Raw genomic sequence first — 20577 nt, 5'->3', positions numbered from 1 at the left:
GCGAGCCGCCTTGATTCAGATCAAAGGTTGGGGCTGCAGCTTGGCTAATGTTGCCCGGACAGGAGCTTTTCACCGGCCGCAACAGACCGAGCCAGATGGGGATGCACTTGGGATACGCTGAGGACTATATGACGACTAAGGATCGCCTGCATGCCAAGGCACTCTCCGCCCTCACCCATCACGGCGGCCCATGGATCGGCCTGACGATCGCAGCGCCCCTCACTGGCGGGGTCCTGCTGATCTGCCAGACCTGGCTCTTTGCCGATATTCTGGGTCAGGCCATCGAGCATAACCGGCCGCTTGCCGCCCTCGCCCCGGCTATTGGCCTCGTCCTTGCCCTATTAATCATCCGTGCCACGCTCGGGGCACTGGGCGAACGGGCTGGCGTCAGCGCAGCCGAGGCCATCAAGCTCCAGTTACGCCAGGCCCTGTTTGCCCAATTGCTCGCCCGCCCGCCCCGCGCCGCCGACCAGCCCGCATCGGGTTCCGCCGCCTCCGTCATCATCGACCAGACCGAGGCGTTAGACGGGTACTTCGCCCGCTATCTGCCTGCCATGATCCAGGCGAGCGTGCTGCCGCTGGCCTTCGGCGCCGTTATCCTCCCGCTCGACTGGCTGGCGGGGCTCTTGTTTCTCGTCACTGCGCCCTTGATCCCGCTCTTCATGGCCCTGGTCGGCTGGGGCGCCCAGATCGCGACGACGCGGCAGGCCCGCGCGCTCAGCCAGCTCAATGGACGCTTCGCCGATCGGCTGCGGGGCCTGCTCACACTCAAACTGTTCGGCCGCGCCGAGGCGGAAACCGCGAGCATCGTCGCCGCCAGCGACGAATTGCGGCGACGCACTCTGCGCGTGCTACGCATCGCCTTTCTCTCCTCGGCCGTGCTGGAATTTTTTGCGGCCCTAGGTGTGGCAGGCATCGCGCTTTATGTGGGCCTCACCTATATCGGCTACCTGCAATTGCGCCCCGAACCGCTCAGCCTGCAGCTTGGTCTTTTCCTGCTGTTGATGGCGCCGGAGGTCTATAATCCCCTGCGCCAGCTCGCCGCCTGCTATCATGATCGCTCCAGCGCCAAGGCAGCCATCGGCGAAATAGAGGCGCAACTCGGCGTCCTCCCCACCACCATCGCCCGGCCCAGCGACGCTCCGCCTTTGCCCTACATTGCCGCCATTGCCGTGGCGCTCAGTGATTTCACCATCCGCACGCCCGATCGCAGCCGCGCAATTCTGGTCAACGCGGCGCTGCATGTCGCCGCGGGGGAACATGTCGCCATTCTGGGCCCCAGCGGCAGCGGCAAATCCACCCTGCTCGAAACCATCGCCCGTCTTCGCCCCCATGAGGGCTCGGCACATCTCGATCATATCGAACTGGCCGAATGGGCCGAATCCGACCTGCGCGGCCGCGTCACCCTGCTGAGCCAGAAGCCCCGGATCATCCATGCCAGCATGGCCGATAATATCGCCCTGGCTCGGCCCGGTGCCACGCCAGCGGAAATCGTCCGGGCGGCCGAGCTGGCGCATGTCCTGCCCTTTGCCGATGCCCTGCCCGATGGTCTCGATACCATGCTAGGTGAGGATGGCGTCGGCCTCTCCGGCGGTCAGGCCCAGCGCGTGGCGCTGGCGCGCATCTTCCTGCGCGATGCCGGACTGATCCTGCTGGATGAGCCTACGGCCCATCTTGATGGCGAGCTCGAACAGGCGGTGCTCAACAATCTGCTGCGCTATGCCCAGGGACGCACGCTGATCGTGGCTACCCATTCGCTCGCCGTAGCGGCACACTTGGGCAAGGCCTATCGCATTGCCGGCGGCCGCTTGCTGGCCACCCCAGTTCCCGCCGCCGGCAAACGGAGCGCGGCATGAAAGCACTTCTGGCCTTTCGCAGCCTCTTTGCAAGACAGGCGCGCGGCCTGTTACTGGCGCTCATCCTGTCGCTAGTGACACTGGCTGCGGGCATTGCCCTGCTCGGCACTTCGGGCTGGTTCATCACCGCGGCAGCGCTCACCTCAGCGGGCCTGGCATTCAATCTTTTTGCCCCCTCGGCGCTAGTGCGCGGCTTTTCCTTTATCCGCATCCTGGCGCGCTATGGCGAGCGCCTCACCGGACATGACGCCACCTTGCGCCTGCTGGCCGATATTCGCGGCTGGCTTTTTGCTCGCCTCTTTCCCCGCTTGCCGCTTGCTGACCGCAATATACGGCATGGCGACCTGGTCAGCCGGCTCACCGCCGACGTTGATGCGCTCGATACGGCTTTCCTTGTCGCCGTTGGTCCAGTCACAGCCGCGCTCGTTATCGGCGGAGCTGTTTCCACCATCCTCGTATTCCTGCTGCCGGCCGCTGCATTGGTCTATGCTCTTTGCTACGCTCTCGCCGTTCTCGCCGCACCAGTCCTGCTGGTCCTGTACACTCGCCGTGCCGGTAGCCAGGTGGTTGCCCGCGCGGCCGATGCGCGCCTTGCAACGCTCGATGGCATTGATGGTCATACCGACTTGCTGGCCATGGGCATACTGGGGACCACCCACGCCAATTTCGCGATCAAGGCGACCCAACTCGCGGCGGCGCGTGGGCAAATAGCAAGCCTCATTGCCATTGCGACCGCAATCGTACAGACGCTCGCTGCACTGGCTTTGGTCGGCGTACTATGGATTGGCCTTGACCATTTCAACCGCGGCGAAATCGATGCTGCGCTCCTGGTTGGGTTACTGCTGGCCGTGCTCGGCAGCTTTGAGGCATCCAATGCCATCGTGCGCAGCGTGGGCAAGCTCAGTACCGCTATGGCCGCCGCCGAGCGGCTGATGGCCATGGCAGAAACACCGGTCAGCGTCGCCGACCCCGCCCAGCCGCAACCAATTCCAACGCAAGCGGCTATTGTCATCGACAACGTCACCTTCTGCTATGGCGGCAGCGCCCCGGTCCTCAGCAATATCAACCTGACCCTCATGCCCGGCGAGCACATTGCCATTGTCGGCCCAAGCGGCGGCGGCAAATCTAGCCTGCTCAAGCTGCTTCTGCGCCTGAGCGATCCGCAATCGGGCCGCATCACCCTGGGGGGCGTGCCGCTCGCCAATTTGCGGCAAGCCGACCTTCATGCCCATATTGCCCTGCTCGGCCAGGACAGCCAGGTGTTCCATGACACCATCCGCGCCAATCTGCTGATCGGCCGTGCCAATGCCAGCGAGCCCGACCTCTGGGCAGCGCTTGCCGATGCCGGGATTGCCGATTTCGTGCGTAGCCTGCCGCGCGGCCTCGACAGTCTTCTGGGTGAAACGGGCAAAACTGTCTCGGCCGGCCAGGGCCGCCGCCTCTGCCTCGCCCGCACCCTGCTCAGCAACGCGCCGGTCATCCTGCTCGACGAACCCACTACGGGCCTGGACCGCGACGCGGAACTGGCCTTTTTCGCCACCATCAAAACCGCCATGGCCGGCCGCACCACCATCCTTGTCACTCACGCCGCCATCCCCGATGGGACGGTGGACCGCGTGGTGAGCATCAGGAATGGGGTGCTGGGGGAGTAATTCGCACAACGCGCGCGCCTGCCTCCTGGCCTCACTTTGATAGGGTAGCCACAGGGTGTTTAGAAGAAAGCAGCCCTACCCACACTGCACCCGCAGTCGCGCCAGGTCCGGCACAGTTACATGCCGGTAGTTCTCAATCCCGATCACGCCATCGGCCTTGAACTTGCTCATCTGCCGGCTCACCGTCTCGATGGTCAGACCCAGAAAATCGCCGATATCAGCCCGGCTCAACGGTAGGTCAAAGCTGGTGCGAGGTTTGTCCTGGTCGGGGGTCGCATGGCTGGCAATAAGACAGAGGAAGCTGGCCACCTTTTCGGCCGCCGTCTTCCTACCCAACGTCACCATCCAGTCGCGCGCCTCGTCCAATTCCCGTAACGTCTGCAGCATGATGCTGTGTTTGAAATCGGGGCTGTCGCGGAGCACCGTTTCCATCGCCGATCTCGATACAACGCAAAGATCGACATCCGATGCAGCTTCGGCAGTTACCCGGCTTTCATTGGCGAAGAGCCGCCCCGTTAGGTCGGGAGCAAACTGCAGCCCCACCAATTGCTGGCGGCCGTCCTCAAGTACCTTTGACAGCTTAACCACCCCATGCAGCAGACTACCATAGCCACCGATTGGCATCGCGTCGGCGGCCAACGCCTCGCCGGCATCGTAGTGCACCCGTCGGCTTTGACTCGCCAGCCGACCCAATTGGTCGGAGCTTAGGGCCGCGCAGCTACCCTTTCGCCGCGACGGGCAGTTCTGGCAAAAAAGCGGAATATCGATAGTTTCAGAGCAAGTTGAAACAGACAGCATTTTGGCGCCTCCTGGGCGATCTATGCTTTAAACTGGTGCAAGGCGCCCGTTAAGCCGGTCAGCTGTCGCAGTGCTATCCTGTCGCATGCATAGCTGCGGGCGCGGTGCAGTACATCCTAATAGGGATTGGCGTTGGCCGCCTGCCCGGCTCATCCCGCCAATGGCTGCGATACTCCATCTAGGGCCTTAAGGCCGGGGACTGTCATTGGCCTGCGATTGTCGTAGTCGGTGTTTTCCCAGCCAGCGATGCCGCCTCTCGGCGGCAGATGACTCCGCGCGGCCATTGACACAAACGACGATAGAGAAACTGCCATTCAGGTGCGCTACGGCACTACCTTGCTCGGCCGCCTTACTACAAATGCCACAAGAAATCCCAGATACACTGCCCCTGGAACCACCAAGACGTTGATGCCCAACACCTTGTAGCCCAGTCCCCCTAGCAGCCCGCCGAGCAGCAGCGATATCCACACCAGCATGTGCTGCGCCCATCGCCAGGGTGGCGCGAGGCGGTAGAGGGCGCGGGCAAGGTCTTGGCCGGCTGCGAACAAGGTGCCGGTGACGAACGTGGTGCCGAGCCGCACCGAGCCGGTAGAGGGTAAAATGGCGTTCTGGGCGCCAGCGCCTGCGGCCAAAGCCAGCATGAACTGGTCGGGCGGAAAGCCCAAATAGGCAAGGACCAGCGTAGCGATAAAAGTCGCCACCACGAAACCCGTTACGGCGGCCGAACCCCAGCGCGTTCCGGCGATCAGGGCCAGCATGGAACCGGCAACGCTGCCCAGCAGGAACAGTGCCACCAGCGAAGCGGTGATCCGCGCCACCGACCAGGCGCCCAGCGCCAGCGCATCGCCCAACTGGGTGATATTGCCGCTCATGAAAGAGGTGAAGTGTCCGCCCAGTTCGACAAAGCCCACCACATCGACAAAGCCAGCAGCCGCGGTGAGCAGCAGGCCGAGGCTGAGTTGAGGCGTGGGTGTCATGGACAGATTCTATCTAGGTTCTACCGAGAGTTGCAACTGGGGGTTACCTCGGTGCCGCCGTCAGCAAGTGGTCCGGAACCGCTGCGGTGCGGGTGGCGTCATTTTCCGAATTCACCGCTTTTGTGACCGATCGGATGAAGCAAAGAACGAAGAAAGCCTGCGCCATAGCGGAGTACAGGTGATCGTTTGCGGAACGCCGGGCCGTTAGCCGTCAGCAACCGGGGACCGATCCGGCCGATCTAGCCTTTTACGGCACCGGCCGTCATCGAGCCTGAAATCTGTCGATACATCACAAGGCCCAGCAACATAGGCGGCAGGGCACCCAGGATCATGACCGCGGAGGCCATGCCCCACTGAATGCCGCCACCGCTAGCCGAGAAGAAGAACGAGGCGCCCACCGTCATCGGCACGGCCTTGTTGGTGGTCAGCATGAGACCGAAGAGGAATTCGTTCCAGGCGGTGATGAAGCCGAAGATGAAGGTGGTGACTAGCGCTGGCCGTACCACCGGTCGAATGATCCGCCACATAATCTGGAGGGTGGTGGCACCGTCGATTTTTGCAGCTTCGTCGAGCTCGATGGGGACTTCGGCAATGGCGTTGACAAGAATAATCAGTGCCAGGGGCAGATTGACGATGGTCAGGATCAGCCCCAGCCCGAGCTGTGTGTCGAGTAGCCCAAGCCACTGAAACATCATGTAGAGCGGAATGGCAAAGATGATGAGCGGCACCGCGCGCAGATTGACGATGACGGGCATTAGCGTTCTGCGGCCGAAATCACCGCGCGCAATAGCGTAAGCTGCAGGGAAGGCAAGAATGATCGCCAGGGTCGTGCCAATGATTGCGGCAGCAACGCTATTAGCAAGATAGGCGAATATGTTGAGCCGGTCGCTGACCTGCAGAACGCGGGCATAATTGTCGAGCGTTGGCGCATTGATCCAAAAACCGGGATTGGTCGATAGTTCTCGTGCACTTTTGAACGAGGTGATCAACGTCACCAGAACGGGGAAGTTCATGGCAAGGACTGCCACGACCAGCACCAGCCAACGCAACGCCTTGATCATGCTTTTCTCCGACTGGCAGCCAGCGCGTTCAGGCCCCAGAGCACAGCAAACGAAGCGATGAACAGCACCACCGAGGCCGCCACGGCTTTGCCAATCGCACCCTGTTTAAAGAAAGCTTCGTAGATATAGATCGACAGCGACATGGTGCTGCCGCCTGCACCGCTGCCCGTGAGTGTGTAGACATTGTCGAAGACACGAAAGCCATCGATGAAGCGAATGAAGAGAGCGACCACGATCGTGGGCGCCATCAGCGGCAATTCGATGCGCTTGAGGATCTGCCAGGAGGTGGCGCCATCGATTAGCGCGGCGTCGCGCACATCCTGGGGAATGGCTTGGTAGGCCATATGAAAAAGCAAGAAAGCGAACGGCGTCCACTGCAGTGTTTCGATTACGCTAAGCGTCCAGAACGCACTGCCGACATCGAGGAAGGCCGGACTCGAGCCGAACCAATCGTATAGATAAAACGGGATCGGTCCGACGAATTCATGCAGCACCAGGCGATACATCAGCCCGATCATGGCGGGTGCCACCATCAGCGGCAACATTAGGGGGGCGAGAAGCCATGAACGCTTGGCCAGAAGCGGCGCGAGGAAGATGGCGAGGAACAGCCCGATCAGGCATTCGGCCAAAGCCGTAACCACGCCGAAGCGCAGGGAGAACCAGCTGGCGCGCCAGAAGTCGTCGTCGGTGAGTACGGCCAGATAATTGCCAAGGCCCGACAGGGTGGGACTGCGCAATGTTTCGAAACGGACTTCGGACACCGAATAGACAACGTTCACCAGAGCCGGGAAGCCCAGGAACAGCAGAAGAAACACCACCATCGGCGCCGTCAAAATCGCCCAATCGTGGCTACGGATGCGTTCCATCATACCTCAAGATCATGTGGGGCCTGGCCCGTAGTGGCCAGGCCCGTTGCGTGACGTTGACTACTTCAGCAGTTCTTCCATACCGGCCTTGGTGTTGGCCAAGGTGGTGTCGAGGTCCTGCTGGCCGGACCAATAGGCGGTGAACTCCTTGGCCTGCAGCTCATAGATGGACAGGGCATTGGCCGATGTTGCACCATTCATCACATAGCCATAGGCGCTGGCGAATTCACCAAGCTGGACGAGGTCGGGGCGTTCCTCGGCAATCTTGGCGACCACGTCTGGCGCCAGGGCCGGCGAACCACCGGCCCGCGCATAGGTGAGCGCCGCATCTTCGGTGGCGAGCCACTGCAGGAATTGAATGGCGCCTTCCTTGTTTTTGGCGTTCTTGTTTATACCCAGACCAAGACCGTGGATGTGATCGGCGCGCGCTTCCGGACCGGCCGGCGGGGCAACGATCCCGACGACGTCGGCCACTGCCGGGGACTTTTCCGGGTCGGTCAATTCGGCTGCCGCGGCATTCCATTGCAGGGCCGTGGCGGCCTGGCCAGCGCCAAACGCGGCATTGGTTTCGGCATATTCGTAACTCAGCGAATCCTTTGGCGTAGCGCCGGCATCATAGAGCGTCTTATAGAGTTCAAGCCCCTCGCGATAAGCCTCGGAGTTAACTGTCACCGCGCCCGATGCATCGCGCCAATCGCCGCCATAGGAGCGCGGAAGGGACTGGAAGACCATCATGTTGAACAGCAGGTTCTTCAGCTGCAACACGGTGCCGTACCGGACTGGGCTATCAGGATTGATGGACTGCGTGAAATAGAGCGCGGTTGCCGCCCAGTCCTCCCAAGTCCAGCTATCGGGGTCTTTTGGCTCGAGCGCCGTGCCGAGATATTTTTGAGAGATCTCGGCGTACTTAGCCTTGGCGCCATCGTCGGCCAGAAGTTGGTCGATTAGATCCTTGCGGAAATACATGAAGTGGGCCGACAGATCGGTTGGCACGCCAAATTGCTTGCCCTCAAACTGCATGGTGCTGAGCGTGGACTCGCCATAGGTCGCAACCGCCGCGTCGCCGAGGTCGATCGGCTCCATATACGGAGCGTAGCGACCGATCGAATAGGTAGCGATCAGGTTGACGTCGAAGGCGTCCGAGCCGGCAGCCATGTCGGCCTGCAGCTTGTCGTAGAAGCCTTCGCGGTTGAAGAACAACAACTCCACCTTATCGTCGGCGGCAACGCTGTCCTGGGCGTTATAGGCTTCGACGGTGGCGCGTAGCGCAGTTTCTTCCGAGCCGCCGGGCCAACCCAATACAGTCACCGCCGCCTGGGCGGTGCCGACCAGTGCGAGCGACGCAGACATGATGGCGGCCAATGAAACGCTTGTCCCGTTCCGAATCTTCATTTTACTTCCCTTTGTCCCTGTATTCTGCGCCGGGCAGCCCCTCAGCCGTCCAGTCGGTTCCCTTGGATCGAAAAGCGAGATCGGCCACGCCGATCACACCAGCATGGCGTCCAAGCCGGGAGGCCACGATTCGAGGCTTGAGCCGAACGGGCTCAGCTGGAATTTTGTCGATGACCCGGTCGAGATAACCGTCGGCCAGACCAATGCCCCCGCCGATGACGATCCTGTCCGGATCAAACATTAGCTGGATGTCCCGACACAGCAGCGCCACTCTGCCGGCGGACTGATCGATGATGGAATTTGCCCAGGTCGCGCCTTGGCGTGCGGCGGCAAAGACGGCGGGCGCATCGACCTGATGTCCAGCCCTGGATGCCTGATCGGCAATCCAACGGCCAGAAACCTGATCTTCCAGCGGACCAGCGCCGGCGCTCGGCGATTGCAGCAGTCCGAAATGGCCGGCAATGCCCAGGAGCGGCTTGCCATTGAGCACAAGACCGCCGCCAATGCCGGTGGAGATGGTGAGGAAAGCGATGTCCTGCCCCTGCCCCGCGCCAAATCGATGCTCGCCCCAGGCGGCGGCCTGCGCGTCATTGGCGGCAAAGACAGGCAGATCGAATGCCTGCCGGAGCCTATCGACCAACGGATAGGCTTCCGGGATGGTCAGAGTAGCAGGATTGAGTGCGGACCACAGATCATTGTCGATGATGCCTGTGACGGCAATGCTGACCCTCTCCACCTGGCCGCGCCAGGCAGCGGACTTTTTAGCCAGATCATCGATCCAGCGATCAGGTCCGGCGTCGCGTTGCGTCGACAGGGTGACCTCATCGCGGACTGTGCCGTTTTCGACCAGAGCGGCGATGATCTTGGTGCCGCCGATGTCGATGGCCAGCACGGGCTTGCTCGATGGCTGGCGATCAGCAAAACCGTGCTCGACGGCCTCCTTGAACCAGGAGGTTGCATGCTCGGTGCGCGTGATGGCCGAGCCAACCACGACGGCATAGGCACCCGCCCGTGCCGCAGCACTAGCCTGATCAGTCGAGCGGATGCGGCCTTCGGCAATTACGAAGGGCGTGAGACGGACCATGTCGGCAATGAGCCCGAGATCGGGATCGACCGGCTCAGCTTCACCGACGTAGCCTGAAAGGGTCGTACCGACAAAATCGATGCCTGCCGCGAGAGCACGCTGCGCGTCCTGAAGGGAGGAGCAGTCGGCCATAGTGAGTTTGCCCTTGGCTTTGACGGCGGCGATGAGTTCGGCAACGCTGGCGGGCCGAGTGCGGTCGGTGGCGTCGAAAGCCACGATATCGGCGCCCGCCTCGGCCAGCGCTATGGCATCCTCGACATAGGGAGTGATGCGCACGGGGCTATCGCTAAGATCACGTTTGATAATGCCGACGATAGGAGCGCTGGTAGCGGCGCGGACGGCGCGCAAATACGGCAGCGACTCGATCCGCAACGCGCCCGCGCCCGATGACAGGGCGGCAAGGGCGAACCCGACCACCATTTCGGGATTATCCATCGGCCCACCGGGAACCGGCTGGCAGGATACAATAAGTACGTTCTTGAGAGCTTCGCGCTGCACCGGCAACCCCTGATTGCCGGCAACGATATCGAGAGTATACCAGATTACAACCAGTTTTTCACTGGTATTAGCGCTTCAGCTCCAGCACGAAATCATAGGCGTCCCCGCGGTAACGCGATTCCGTGAATTCCACGATCTGCTCGTCGGCCAAAAAGCAGCGTCGCTCCATGACGAGCAATGGCAGTCCCAGATCGCATTGCAAGTGCTGCGCGTCGTTAGCGGAAGCGGGACGCGAGCGCATGCGTTGGATGGCTCGCTGCGGCATGGCGCCAAGCCGCTCAAGCGCTTCATAGAGCGAATCCCCGATTAGATCCGGCGAGGTAATAAAGCGGGCCGGAACAGCGGAGGTCTCCACTGCCATGGGGATGCCGTCGGCCGTTCGTATGCGCTTCATACGGATGACTTGACTGTCCGCCGATACGCCCAACGCCATCATTTCGGCGGGCGAAGGACGGCACATCTGCTTGGAAATCCAGATGCATCCCGGCTCCAGACCACGGGCCGACATATCTTCTGAAAAGCTGGTCAAGGTCGCCAGCGACTTCTCGACACGCGAGCCGACTTCCGTTCTCGCCCCCTGCCGTCGATGGGCTAGCCCCTCCTCCACAAGCAGCGCGATGGCCTTGCGAACAGTTACCCGTGACAGTGCCAGCGCGTCCGACAAGGTCCGTTCACCGGGCAGGACTGCACCAGGCTTGAGACTGTTGCTAAGGATCGCGCCCTCAATGGAAAATTTGAGCCGCTTGTGAAGGGGCTGGCCGGAATCAGCGTCCGCCATATTGCGCTTCAACCACTCTATGAAGTCGTCGGTGCTCATAACATCATCCAGTCCCGCAGGCACAAAATCGATACGCATCGAGTCACCACTTAGCAACTGGTATTATACGTATCTATCTGGGGGCGTGCCCTCTGAAGAATGAAGGGACGGAAATTAGTCCGTACCCCTCCACCAGCGCAGTATCCCGGAGCTGACTACGGGGAAACCGGAATTGCGACATGCATCACCTGGCCGGCGTTTGGCGATATCCCTGATCACGATCTTCTGGATCCGCCTGACCTGCCGAAGACATCGGAAGCCACGGGATCGCAAAAGGGTATTGGACTTATCCGTCGGATTGCAGCAGCCATCTGCTCCACCAGTTCAGCGGTGCTGAAGGTCTGTTTATGTACAATCGCAGCGAAGCTCACCGTTTCGTCGATTACTCGGATGGCCGAAGCCACGGCGGCTGCACAAAGTCGGATGTCGAAATCCTGTGACGACCGGCCTAAGCGATCCGCAATAATGAGCGCAAGATCGGGCTCGCTTTGATGGCGAGACATCAACCATGACGTCTGCAACTCTGGCTCTTCCGCCAATTTTGCGACTAGACGAACAATCAGAAAACCATCGGCTATCTCCTGGTCGGTCTTAGTCTCGAGTGCGAACGTTTTTGCGAACTGTTCTTCGATCGAAATGTCCTTCGGCCAAGCTCGCAACTGTTCGCAGAAGTCGGTCATCGACTTCGCGAAAAGGGGTTCAACGCAACTTTCCTTCGATCTGAAATATCGCCAGATCGTGCGAGCCGACAGCCCGGCAGCGGCCGCAATATCGTCGCCGCTGGTCCCAGCCACCCCACGCTCGAGAAAAAGCTTCGCCGCATGACGCGAGATGTCCAATCTCGTCGCTTCCCGAGATGTCAATTTTGATCCCCGTGCAGACATGGTCTGACACTAAGTGACATTTAAGTCCGGCATCAAGGTGTTTTTCCCGTCCAAGATCGATTATAGAACACATTTATGTCACTAAGTGACATATTATGTGTCTGTTCACGTCTTTCGGCGTGGTCCGAGCGCCTGTGCGACGACCATTCGCTGGAGAGGAGATTATCGATGAAACCAAAAGCGATGATATTCGCGCTCGCTGCCCTTGCAGCCGTGCCGGCCCTAGCCCAGGAGCCTCCCATGGAGACCTTCAACTATCCCGAAACCAAACGTCTGGACGTTTCCGAAGAACTCTTCGGTCGGACGTTCGTAGATCCATACCGTTGGCTCGAAACCGACTTGCGCAGTGATGACGATGTTGCACGCTGGGTGACGACGCAGAATGCCTTGACCAGAAATTACCTGGACACCTTGCCAACCCGAGATGTCTTCTGTGATCGTCTGGCATCAGTGCTCGACTATGAGCAGGCCACCGCGCCGATCAAACGGGCAAACCGGTACTTCTTCACGCGAAATGCGACGACCACCAATCAGCCAGCGCTACTGGTCCGCGATGGTGCAACCGGCGAAGACCAAGTGCTTATCGATCCCAACACTTGGTCTGAAGACAACGCTGATGCGCTGGCCGAATGGTCGGTTTCCGACAATGGCAAATACATCGCCTACGGCGTTCAATCTGGTGGCAGCGACTGGCGAACCATTCAGGTTCTGGACGTTGACACGCAACAGGTGCGGCAGGACGAGGTGAAATGGGCACGGTTTACCCAGATCGCTTGGGACAAGGCGGGTAAAGGCTTTTTCTACTCGAGTTTCCCCGAGCCAAAGGGCGACGCTGGTGCCTCCGCAGCCGTGTCAGGCCATGCAGTCTATTATCATGCTTTGGGCACTGAACAGGCCGATGATCGGCTGGTCTATTCTACACCGGACGATCCAAAGCTGCTTCACCTCTCGGATCGCAGCGACGATGGCCGCTACCTGTTCATCGCCTCGACGGCATCAGTTGGTGTCAATGCACTGACCGTCATCGACCTGTCGACCGAAGATTGGGCGCCTCGCACCGTCGTTGAAGGCTTCGATGCCGAATGGTCAGTCGTTGGCAACAGCGATGACAGACTCTTCATCCTTACCAGCGACAACGCCGAACGCCGAAAACTGGTGACGCTCGATCTGGATGATGCGGAAGGTAAAGTCGTTGAGATCGTCCCCGAAGACGATGCGGTGCTTACCCGGGCGGTGCTCGTCGGGGGGCGTCTTATCGCCTACTATCTGGTCAACGCTAATACCGAAGTTCGCCGGTTCAACTTGAACGGCACGCCAGAGGGCAAAGTAGATTTGCCCGGTATTGGCAGTGCAGCCGTTATGCAGGGAGACGCCGCAGACACCGAGGCATTCTTCCTTTTCTCAAGCTATAACATGCCTATCTCGGTGCTTCGCTATGACGTCGATAAGAACGCCGTGTCTACATGGTTCGAACCAAAAGTTCCGGTCGATCTCGATCGCGTAAAGGTAGAGCAGCGCTTCTATCATTCCCATGATGGCACCCGGGTCCCGATCTTCATCGTCAGACGCGACGATGTCGATGCGGCCGCGCCGACCCTGCTCTACGGCTACGGCGGCTACGCGGTGAGTCAGGTGCCGGTTTACAACCCTGCGCAGATGGCTTGGGTCGAGCAAGGCGGGGTCCTTGCTGTCGCCAACATTCGTGGTGGCGGTGAGTATGGCCGTGCCTGGCACATGGCCGGTCGGTTGGTGAACAAGCAGAATGTCTTCGACGACTTCATCGCCGCAGCCGAATTCCTGAAGGCCGAAGGCATTACGTCAGAAAAAGGTTTGGCCATTCAAGGCGAGTCCAATGGCGGGCTGCTGGTCGGTGCCGTCGTCAACCAACGTCCAGATCTATTCGACGCGGCTCTTCCGGGCGTGGGTGTGATGGACATGCTCAGGTTCCACAAGTTCACCGGTGGAGCCATGTGGATATCGGACTTCGGCAATCCCGACATCGAGGCCGATTTCGACAATCTCCTTGCTTACTCGCCCTATCACAACATTAACCCCCGACCCGGTGTTGACTATCCCGCTATCCTGGCGACCACGGCCGAAGCGGACGATCGTGTCGTACCAGGACACACGTTCAAATACGTTGCCCGGCTGCAAGCCGAGGAACTAGGCCCAAAGCCCCGATTGGTCAGGGTGGAGGCCCGCGCTGGTCATGGCGCCGGCATGCCATTGGACAAGTTGGTCTCCCTCTATGCCGACATGTGGGCGTTCGCAGCACGTTGGACTGGGCTCAAAGTCGCTCCGGTCAAGTAATCAATTCCTCAATTCAAGAGACCTAAGCTATGAAGCATACTCCTTTTTCTAGACGTCACCGCTCTGCCCAGTCTCTCGCACTTGTCATCATGATTGGCTCTTTTTTGGCTGGTTGTGCCACCACTGCCGAGCAACGGCAGGCCGAACTGAATGAAGACATGGTGACCTGTGCCAACTTCGGATCGCGCTATGGTTCAGCCCAGCACACGCAATGCATGCTGATCCAACAGCAGCGTCGAGATGGGGAAGCGTTAGCCGCCCTGGAACGCGCCCGCATCGCGTCCGAGATTAGCAGAAATACGCAGGAAATGATCGACGCCCGAAAAGAGGAGGCGAACTAACTTAATCCGACCAGCCGGCTTAGCGGCCGGCTGGATCGGCCCACGAAGCGTTTCAGCCTTGACTTTGTCCCGTCCGTTCGCAGGCGACAAAGGGGGGTTCGCAGTCCGTCAGCTTTTGTCCCAATGTCGTGCGAAGCAGGTACGCAGCCATGGATATGGGATGGACATTCAGCACTTGAACTTTGACCCGCAACCAACGATGGCCGGTAACAACCTAGTACTTCGCCCGCTGAACCCACTCGCTCGTGATCTAGCAGTCTTCCCGCGATATGTTGGCAGACAGTAGTGACCTTGGCAATCAACCCCAGCCTATCCAACAATTTGAAAATCGAACTCCAAGTGATGTGTGCCATCAGCATCGACTGTCATTTGCCCGGCGCCCGAGATTCCGGAAAATCCACCGGTACCGCTTCCCTCGACAATGGCAATAAACTCATTGCTCCGATCGCTGCCCTTGGTCGAGGCGGAGTGAAGAAAATTGAAGGTGCCGGTTCTGCCGGCAATCGTGCCTTCGAAGCTTTCCATCGCCACGTAAGAGCCGACTCCACTTGCCTGATCGAAGGCGGCCGTAAAGATCGTGGCGGATCGGCCGACAATTCCGCCTGAATATGTCTTCTCCATCGTGCTGACGCCAACCGGCATGGCGGTCGAAATGGCCGGCACAGGAGCCAACTGCGTCGGCTTGAAATTGCTGACCGTGAATGTTCCGCGTGCCTTCATCTGATCTCTCCTCGTTGGGGGTATGATTGCTCAGCCACAAGGCTGAGGGTCCAGTCTCATGACGATTGCGGGACCGAAGCGGGTGTCGGTGTCTCCAACAATCTTGAACCCGCAGGCCAGGTAGAATGGCTTGGCGTCAGGGCTGGCGACAACATGCAGCGGCGTCAATGCAGGATCCTCGCTACGCTGCCGAACCGTCACCTCGACCAGGCGGCGCCCGATTCCCTGTTTCCACCGAGACGGGTCAACAAAAAGACCTTCCAGCTCCAGTCCATCGTCCCGGCGGCTGATTGCGGCCAGTCCAACGATCTCGCCTCCCTCCTCCGCAACGACTACCTGGCCGGAGTCTATTTGCCTGTCCGGCACCAGCAGGAATTCGGGATGGGCCAAAAGTGCCTCCCTGTACTCATCGCTGACAAGCGAAGCCGCTCGCTTGATCCGATTGAGACTGTCGCGGTCGGCAGATGTCGCGTTACGAAACTGAATGCGGGTCATGCTTCCCGGCCTTTGCGGTGACTAGCGGTTGCGCGACAACATCCAATAATCGTTTGGCAGCCACAGCGGCCCCATCCCGGTGGATACGTTGGGCCATGGCCGAGGCTGCCTTTTGCACTTTTGGATTGAGTGCTTCCAGGAGCGCCAAAGAAAGCGAGCTCGATGTCAAAACTGGACCGTCGTGGACAGCGCCTATTCTCAAAGCGCTGACGCGACTGGCCCAATAGGGCTGATCAGCCGCTTGCGGAACGACGACCTGCGGAATTCCCGCCATGGCCCCGGCGATCGTCGTGCCGGCGCCGCCATGATGCACCACTGCCGCCATGCGGGGAAACAGCGCCTGCTGGTTGACCTCTCCGACTGAAAAGCAGTCCTTTTCCGCATCGATGGTTGCCAAGTCGGACCAACCACGTGCCAAGACAATGCGATGCCCAAGTTCGCGTATAGCTTCGATCGCCATCCTCGCGCTATCGCTCGCCATCCGCATGCTGCCAAAACCCACATAGATGGGCGGGGCGCCGGCATCCAGGAACGCCAGAAGGTCGCGAGGTAGGGGGCGATCATCAGTCGAGACCCAAGCACCCGTGCGATCGAGCTGCATTTCCTGCCGGTCACTTAGCGGGCTCAACAGAGGGTCGGCCGCCAGCCAAGGGCGGGCAGTGAACAAGAACTCCATAGCATTGCTGATCGGCGGCAAATTGATGGAGGCTCGATGAGCATTGATCGCCGCCACTGCCAAAGGCTGCCACGGTTGCGGCTTGAGCAGACTAGGCGAGAAGAGCACAAAGCGTAGCGGAATGCCGACCCGCTCCGCGACTGAGCTGGCGACGAAGTGCAACATACCGCTGGCGACCATTACATCGCAATCTTGCGCGGCCTCTACCAAGGTCGGATAGGTCACAGCGACGTGCTGACCGACATAGTCATCAACGCTAAAGACCTTCTCTTCGGCGGTTGATGGCTGGTCCGCCCAGGATCGCCAGCTTTTCGGGAAGGGTACCGACGGTATTGCGTAGCGATCCAATAGCTCCACGAACTCACGGTCCGGCGGGACGCAGGCCTTCACCTCTACACCTTGCCCAAGCAGTTGAACCGCCAGCGCGGCGATGGGCTCGACGTCCCCCCTTGATCCATAGCTAGCCAGCAATACGCGCATCATTTACCTCCAAACCGAACACGTTCACCGCGGTGTACGACGGGTAACCACTCTTGAAGCAAGGCCCTTGTGCCCCATATGTGCACTGTGAGAGCTGCCCTCGCGGCGTATTGCCAACAGGTGATAACCTGTTCCAAATAAGCCGCTATTCAGACCTTGGCGACTGACGTGGCAGCATTAGCCCGATGCCGTCGATGAGGCGCTCGAGACCAAATCTAAACCCCAAATCGGGATCACCCGGGGCATCGTAATATGCCCCCGCTGCGGCACCAACACGTTGGGCAAGAGGGTACCGGTCTCCTAGGACTTTGGCCAATAGGGGGCCTCGTTCTCGCCACCAGACGTCATCTGCCTGCCCGGTCCGATGCACCGCCGCCGCGGCATCCAGCTTGGTCTTGGCCGCGCCCCGCACGAAGTTCAGCACGGTAGCGAGTACAAGATCCATTTCCACGTCCGAAAGACCCACCCCCTCGAGTGCTGAGAGTTCGAAATCGTATTTGGCGATGACATTAGGTCCCAGAACAGGCCTGAAGCCTTCGACATCGGCAAGCCACGGATGGTGCATCAAGAGAGACCAATTCCTCTCGGCCACTACGATGAGCCGTTCCTTCCAGCCTCCTGCCATCTCCGATGTCAGCGAAGGTTCGGTGAAGGTCTCGTCGACCATGACCTCAATGAGTTCGTTCTTGCCTGGGAAGTAGGTGTAGAGCGCCATGGGGGATACGCCCAGCGCGTGGGCCACGGAGCGCATGGTCAGGGCATGGATACCATTCTGATCGGCAAGCCCAATCGCTCTCCTGGCGACTTGTCTGCCTGTCAACTTCGCCTTTGGACCTGTCCTAGAGTCACTTTGGTTACCCCATAGCCTATCAATTTCGGCTTTAGCGCCCGAAACGTCACCCATACTGGCTGCCCTCAACTCTTTACATAGTACGGCATTGCCCTTACAACGCCAAAACTTTACGGCGTACGCTATTAAGGATTGAAAGATGCATCAACCAGATTTCCGCCTGCCAATAGCGGCGGTCACGAGCATCACGCTGCTCGCGAATGCCATTCAGTCTTCCGTTGATCACCGGCTAAACGAACTGCAGCCTCTGCTGGGAGAATATCAGACGCTGTTCGAGAGCGTGGGTGACATGGCCTATGGCAAGTTCAATGCCTTACTGTTCCTTCCGGCCCGACATGCCATTGCAGAAGCGGGATTGAAGGCCGTCCCCCGCCTGCCCGGCAGTTTTCAGAGCAGCCGAGAGTGGGGCAATGCCGATGAGACGCACCAGCAACGGTGGATGCTCAGCAAGATGCTGGGACGGGACGGACGACCTCTTGGCACAATCGCGGTCGGCAACCATCACGATCATTCGGCCTTCAGGCTTCCGCGCTCCCCCGAGATCATCGGGCTTTTGTCGACAGCGCCGAAAGATGTGACGGCAGAGCTCTCAAGGCACCATCCCGAATTTGGTGCCGCGGAAGAATTCCGGGAGTGGTACGCCAGCTATCTGGCAGCACAAGCCGGCGAAGGGCGATCGTGACTGGGAGCGATAACATCAACGCCCGGAGATGGCCCGCCATCCGTCCGGGCCGAGGGAAGCTTGGCTACTTCCGCATAACCGAAGCCGCAGACAAAAATGCCGCCGCCATGACTGTACGGTGACCCTGCCGTGTCCTTCGCGGACATTGCCCAGATACTGTCCGATATCAGCGGCAACCCGGTGTCGAAACGCGCCCCATTTCGGCTGTTTGACGAACGTTCGCACTTCCTCAATGCGGGCATCAGGGTTCGACAGACGAGTAGTTGGGGGAACGGAAAGGCCGCCTTCCAACCGGCTGGCTGGAAAGCAGCCCTTTATTCGCCAGGCCATCCCTTCAACACACGCACGCCTTCCGGTTCAGCTCCGGGCCAGAGCTGAACTACGTATTGATCATCTCCTTCAAGACCATCTTCACTGAGCGTGTCGAGACCGGAAAAGCTGGCACGAACGCCAAGCGGCCCTGCTTTCACCGAAAGTCGCAGAGCGGTGGGATCGTAGTCTGTCAGGCCAGCCAGCACGAGTTGGCCCGAGGGACAATCGAAATGAGCCTCGACAATGTGTTGGTAAGCATTGAGATCGAGAGCGGGTCGTATGTCGTGCCATTCAACGCGGATCGGCACGGTCATATTGCGCGCTGTGTGGAGAATGACCGCATACGGCCCGGCCATGAGACGTCGGGAGATCGCTTCATCGGTGTAGTCGTCGGGTAATTCAGGATGGGCTTCGTCGCGCAGGTATATTTGGAAATAGTCGGCCAAGAGATTGCCGTCATACAGAACTTTAGACATAGCTGCCCGAGCAGCCAGAGGAGCTGTCATCCCAAGGACTCCCATCGCGAGCAAGGTGCGTCGGTTCAAAAGCATGCTTCGTCTCGCGTCAATTTGATTTCTGCCAAATGCTCCATGAGTAGGTTGTCGCAAATTCCCGAAATCAGCGACAGGTATGATCCAAGACCGCACCGGCATACAAGGTCCGCTTCAAGCGTCCTTGCATCCTGCCACGAACGGCAGAGATGGGGTCGGGAGCAGACCGGCGGCTTTGGCGCCCGCTGTGCGAGCAGCCGACCATGGAGCAGCAGAATAACCCCGTCGCCGGGATGGACCATCGCGCCTGGGTGCCGGGCTTAGTCCTTGCCGCTCTACCTTCCAAATCGGCATAATTCCTCGGCCTTGGCCAATTCCTGTTCATAGGCCACCCGCATGATGTTGACGAAGTCTTCCAGCGGAGCCGAGGGTGCCTCGGCAGGCGGAAAAACTGTCGATAGCAGGTAGGGAATGGCGGGGGAGAACGCCCTCACACTGACCAGTTCGGGGTCAACGAAACTTGCCGCGAGAGGATCTACCACCGCGACGCCGAAACCCCGGCTCACATAGGTTGCGACCGAGAACGAGAATAGCGTCTCGATCCGGATTTTGGGCTTTGCGCCCGCCAGGTGCAGGCGGGCATTTAGCTCGAGGCGCATGAGGCTGCCGGGGCCCAGGGCAACAAAGTCCTCACCATCCACATCCTTCGGCGTGATTGCAGCCAGCTTCTCCAACCGGTGCCCTTTGGGCAGGAGGCAAATCGCCTTGGAGGCCGAAAGCGGCTCACTGCGCAGGTCGTTGCGCCCTGGCGGCAAAGCAACAAAACCGACATCCATGCTGCCATTGGAGACGAGATCAATAATGTCGTGCGAGGCCCCACTATGCACGCTGATGACGATGTTGGGGTAGATTTCGGCAAACCGTTGGATCGCCTTGGGCAGGCAAGCCATGGACAGCGAAACGATGGCCGCGACTTTGATCTGCCCCGCATTATATTCGCGGATGCCATAGGCAGCTTCGCGGATACGCTCGGTACTGACGAAATGCCGCTCGACCTCGCGGTAGAGTGCCTTACCCTCGGCAGTGGGCGCAATATGGGTGCCCTCGCGGCTGAACAGGATCAACTTGAGTTCGCTCTCAAGGTCCTTGATCAAGCGGGTAACCGCCGGCTGCGACACCGATAGCAACCGGCCCGCACCAGTCATGCTGCCAGTCAGCATCACAGCCCGGAACGCCTCCAGCTGCCGCTCGTTAAGGGGACGATTAGCCTTCATTTTCGACTTCATTGCAGAACGGGGAGAACTTGATGTTCCCCCCGCCACATTACACACAATG

At 59.8% G+C, this 20577-nt stretch carries 19 protein-coding genes; 5 read left to right on the top strand and 14 right to left on the bottom strand.

The window, feature by feature from the left end; all coding sequences use genetic code 11:
- Nucleotides 1-128: 128 nt before the first annotated feature.
- Both cydD and cydC read left to right on the top strand, forming a co-directional pair.
- Nucleotides 129-1856: a thiol reductant ABC exporter subunit CydD gene (cydD, locus tag N8A98_RS01780; RefSeq protein ID WP_262165295.1), complete on the top strand. Its 1728-nt coding sequence runs from the start codon at nt 129-131 to the stop codon at nt 1854-1856.
- Entirely contained in the window at nt 1853-3508 is a 1656-nt protein-coding gene (cydC, locus tag N8A98_RS01775) for a thiol reductant ABC exporter subunit CydC (protein WP_262165293.1), read from the top strand. The genes cydD and cydC overlap by 4 nt, the downstream gene beginning before the upstream one ends.
- A gap of 75 nt (nt 3509-3583) precedes the next feature.
- Here the strand turns inward: cydC and N8A98_RS01770 are convergent, their stop codons facing one another.
- From N8A98_RS01770 to N8A98_RS01735, 8 genes are all read right to left on the bottom strand, one after another.
- Nucleotides 3584-4306 (bottom strand): Crp/Fnr family transcriptional regulator, encoded by a 723-nt coding sequence (locus N8A98_RS01770; protein ID WP_262165291.1) that lies wholly within the window; start codon nt 4304-4306, stop codon nt 3584-3586.
- Nucleotides 4307-4629: 323 nt separating this feature from the next.
- Nucleotides 4630-5283: a YoaK family protein gene (locus N8A98_RS01765; RefSeq protein WP_262165290.1), complete on the bottom strand. Its 654-nt coding sequence runs from the start codon at nt 5281-5283 to the stop codon at nt 4630-4632.
- Nucleotides 5284-5522: 239 nt separating this feature from the next.
- Complete coding sequence (locus tag N8A98_RS01760; RefSeq protein WP_262165288.1) at nt 5523-6344, bottom strand: carbohydrate ABC transporter permease; 822 nt, start codon at nt 6342-6344, stop codon at nt 5523-5525.
- The gene (locus N8A98_RS01755) at nt 6341-7210 is read right to left on the bottom strand and encodes a carbohydrate ABC transporter permease (RefSeq protein ID WP_113123123.1); all 870 of its coding nucleotides are present in this window, start codon (nt 7208-7210) and stop codon (nt 6341-6343) included. Before N8A98_RS01755 ends, N8A98_RS01760 begins: the two co-directional genes overlap by 4 nt.
- A gap of 60 nt (nt 7211-7270) precedes the next feature.
- A complete protein-coding gene (locus N8A98_RS01750) occupies nt 7271-8560 on the bottom strand; it encodes an extracellular solute-binding protein (RefSeq protein WP_262165286.1) in 1290 nt (429 codons plus the stop codon).
- 43 nt (nt 8561-8603) lie between these two features.
- The gene (locus tag N8A98_RS01745) at nt 8604-10184 is read right to left on the bottom strand and encodes a putative N-acetylmannosamine-6-phosphate 2-epimerase (protein ID WP_262165284.1); all 1581 of its coding nucleotides are present in this window, start codon (nt 10182-10184) and stop codon (nt 8604-8606) included.
- 67 nt (nt 10185-10251) lie between these two features.
- On the bottom strand, nt 10252-11001 hold the full coding sequence (locus N8A98_RS01740; RefSeq protein WP_113123069.1) for a GntR family transcriptional regulator: 750 nt from the start codon (nt 10999-11001) through the stop codon (nt 10252-10254).
- Nucleotides 11002-11216: 215 nt separating this feature from the next.
- Entirely contained in the window at nt 11217-11840 is a 624-nt protein-coding gene (locus N8A98_RS01735; RefSeq protein ID WP_262165282.1) for a TetR/AcrR family transcriptional regulator, read from the bottom strand.
- A gap of 213 nt (nt 11841-12053) precedes the next feature.
- Here N8A98_RS01735 and N8A98_RS01730 point away from each other — a divergent pair, with 213 nt between their 5' ends.
- Nucleotides 12054-14195 carry a prolyl oligopeptidase family serine peptidase gene (locus tag N8A98_RS01730; protein WP_262165280.1) on the top strand — a complete coding sequence of 714 codons (2142 nt, stop codon included), beginning with the start codon at nt 12054-12056 and terminating at the stop codon, nt 14193-14195.
- Nucleotides 14196-14224: 29 nt separating this feature from the next.
- The gene (locus N8A98_RS01725) at nt 14225-14536 is read left to right on the top strand and encodes a hypothetical protein (protein WP_262165279.1); all 312 of its coding nucleotides are present in this window, start codon (nt 14225-14227) and stop codon (nt 14534-14536) included.
- 309 nt (nt 14537-14845) lie between these two features.
- Here the strand turns inward: N8A98_RS01725 and N8A98_RS01720 are convergent, their stop codons facing one another.
- From N8A98_RS01720 to N8A98_RS01705, 4 genes are all read right to left on the bottom strand, one after another.
- Complete coding sequence (locus N8A98_RS01720; RefSeq protein WP_262165277.1) at nt 14846-15256, bottom strand: DUF3224 domain-containing protein; 411 nt, start codon at nt 15254-15256, stop codon at nt 14846-14848.
- A gap of 30 nt (nt 15257-15286) precedes the next feature.
- Nucleotides 15287-15751, bottom strand: coding sequence for a GNAT family N-acetyltransferase (locus N8A98_RS01715; RefSeq protein ID WP_262165275.1), 465 nt, complete (start codon nt 15749-15751; stop codon nt 15287-15289).
- Nucleotides 15729-16910: a glycosyltransferase gene (locus N8A98_RS01710; RefSeq protein ID WP_315974432.1), complete on the bottom strand. Its 1182-nt coding sequence runs from the start codon at nt 16908-16910 to the stop codon at nt 15729-15731. Before N8A98_RS01710 ends, N8A98_RS01715 begins: the two co-directional genes overlap by 23 nt.
- A 142-nt stretch (nt 16911-17052) precedes the next feature.
- Nucleotides 17053-17811, bottom strand: a complete 759-nt coding sequence (locus N8A98_RS01705) for a TetR/AcrR family transcriptional regulator (RefSeq protein WP_262165274.1) — start codon at nt 17809-17811, stop codon at nt 17053-17055.
- A gap of 85 nt (nt 17812-17896) precedes the next feature.
- Between N8A98_RS01705 and N8A98_RS01700 the strand changes: the two genes are divergently transcribed.
- Complete coding sequence (locus tag N8A98_RS01700; RefSeq protein WP_262165272.1) at nt 17897-18439, top strand: DUF6022 family protein; 543 nt, start codon at nt 17897-17899, stop codon at nt 18437-18439.
- Nucleotides 18440-18753: 314 nt separating this feature from the next.
- On the opposite strand, the gene N8A98_RS01695 is transcribed toward N8A98_RS01700, so the two are convergent.
- The gene (locus N8A98_RS01695; RefSeq protein WP_262165270.1) at nt 18754-19257 is read right to left on the bottom strand and encodes a hypothetical protein; all 504 of its coding nucleotides are present in this window, start codon (nt 19255-19257) and stop codon (nt 18754-18756) included.
- Nucleotides 19258-19577: 320 nt separating this feature from the next.
- The gene (locus tag N8A98_RS01690; protein WP_113123754.1) at nt 19578-20516 is read right to left on the bottom strand and encodes a LysR substrate-binding domain-containing protein; all 939 of its coding nucleotides are present in this window, start codon (nt 20514-20516) and stop codon (nt 19578-19580) included.
- Nucleotides 20517-20577: the final 61 nt, after the last annotated feature.

The sequence above is a fragment of the Devosia neptuniae genome (genome assembly GCF_025452235.1).
Lineage (GTDB): Bacteria > Pseudomonadota > Alphaproteobacteria > Rhizobiales > Devosiaceae > Devosia.
Note: the sequence above shows the minus strand (reverse complement) of the source record. Positions and strands in the feature narration are given on the sequence as shown.

Excerpts from the sequence above, each read along its gene's own strand:
- cydD (WP_262165295.1), top strand. The coding sequence starts at position 129 with ATGACGACTAAGGATCGCCTGCATGCCAAGGCACTCTCCGCCCTCACC.
- cydC (WP_262165293.1), top strand. The coding sequence starts at position 1,853 with ATGAAAGCACTTCTGGCCTTTCGCAGCCTCTTTGCAAGACAGGCGCGC.
- N8A98_RS01770 (WP_262165291.1), bottom strand. The coding sequence starts at position 4,306 with ATGCTGTCTGTTTCAACTTGCTCTGAAACTATCGATATTCCGCTTTTT.
- N8A98_RS01765 (WP_262165290.1), bottom strand. The coding sequence starts at position 5,283 with ATGACACCCACGCCTCAACTCAGCCTCGGCCTGCTGCTCACCGCGGCT.
- N8A98_RS01760 (WP_262165288.1), bottom strand. The coding sequence starts at position 6,344 with ATGATCAAGGCGTTGCGTTGGCTGGTGCTGGTCGTGGCAGTCCTTGCC.
- N8A98_RS01755 (WP_113123123.1), bottom strand. The coding sequence starts at position 7,210 with ATGGAACGCATCCGTAGCCACGATTGGGCGATTTTGACGGCGCCGATG.
- N8A98_RS01750 (WP_262165286.1), bottom strand. The coding sequence starts at position 8,560 with ATGTCTGCGTCGCTCGCACTGGTCGGCACCGCCCAGGCGGCGGTGACT.
- N8A98_RS01740 (WP_113123069.1), bottom strand. The coding sequence starts at position 11,001 with ATGAGCACCGACGACTTCATAGAGTGGTTGAAGCGCAATATGGCGGAC.
- N8A98_RS01730 (WP_262165280.1), top strand. The coding sequence starts at position 12,054 with ATGAAACCAAAAGCGATGATATTCGCGCTCGCTGCCCTTGCAGCCGTG.
- N8A98_RS01725 (WP_262165279.1), top strand. The coding sequence starts at position 14,225 with ATGAAGCATACTCCTTTTTCTAGACGTCACCGCTCTGCCCAGTCTCTC.
- N8A98_RS01720 (WP_262165277.1), bottom strand. The coding sequence starts at position 15,256 with ATGAAGGCACGCGGAACATTCACGGTCAGCAATTTCAAGCCGACGCAG.
- N8A98_RS01715 (WP_262165275.1), bottom strand. The coding sequence starts at position 15,751 with ATGACCCGCATTCAGTTTCGTAACGCGACATCTGCCGACCGCGACAGT.
- N8A98_RS01710 (WP_315974432.1), bottom strand. The coding sequence starts at position 16,910 with ATGATGCGCGTATTGCTGGCTAGCTATGGATCAAGGGGGGACGTCGAG.
- N8A98_RS01705 (WP_262165274.1), bottom strand. The coding sequence starts at position 17,811 with ATGGGTGACGTTTCGGGCGCTAAAGCCGAAATTGATAGGCTATGGGGT.
- N8A98_RS01700 (WP_262165272.1), top strand. The coding sequence starts at position 17,897 with ATGCATCAACCAGATTTCCGCCTGCCAATAGCGGCGGTCACGAGCATC.
- N8A98_RS01695 (WP_262165270.1), bottom strand. The coding sequence starts at position 19,257 with ATGACAGCTCCTCTGGCTGCTCGGGCAGCTATGTCTAAAGTTCTGTAT.
- N8A98_RS01690 (WP_113123754.1), bottom strand. The coding sequence starts at position 20,516 with ATGAAGGCTAATCGTCCCCTTAACGAGCGGCAGCTGGAGGCGTTCCGG.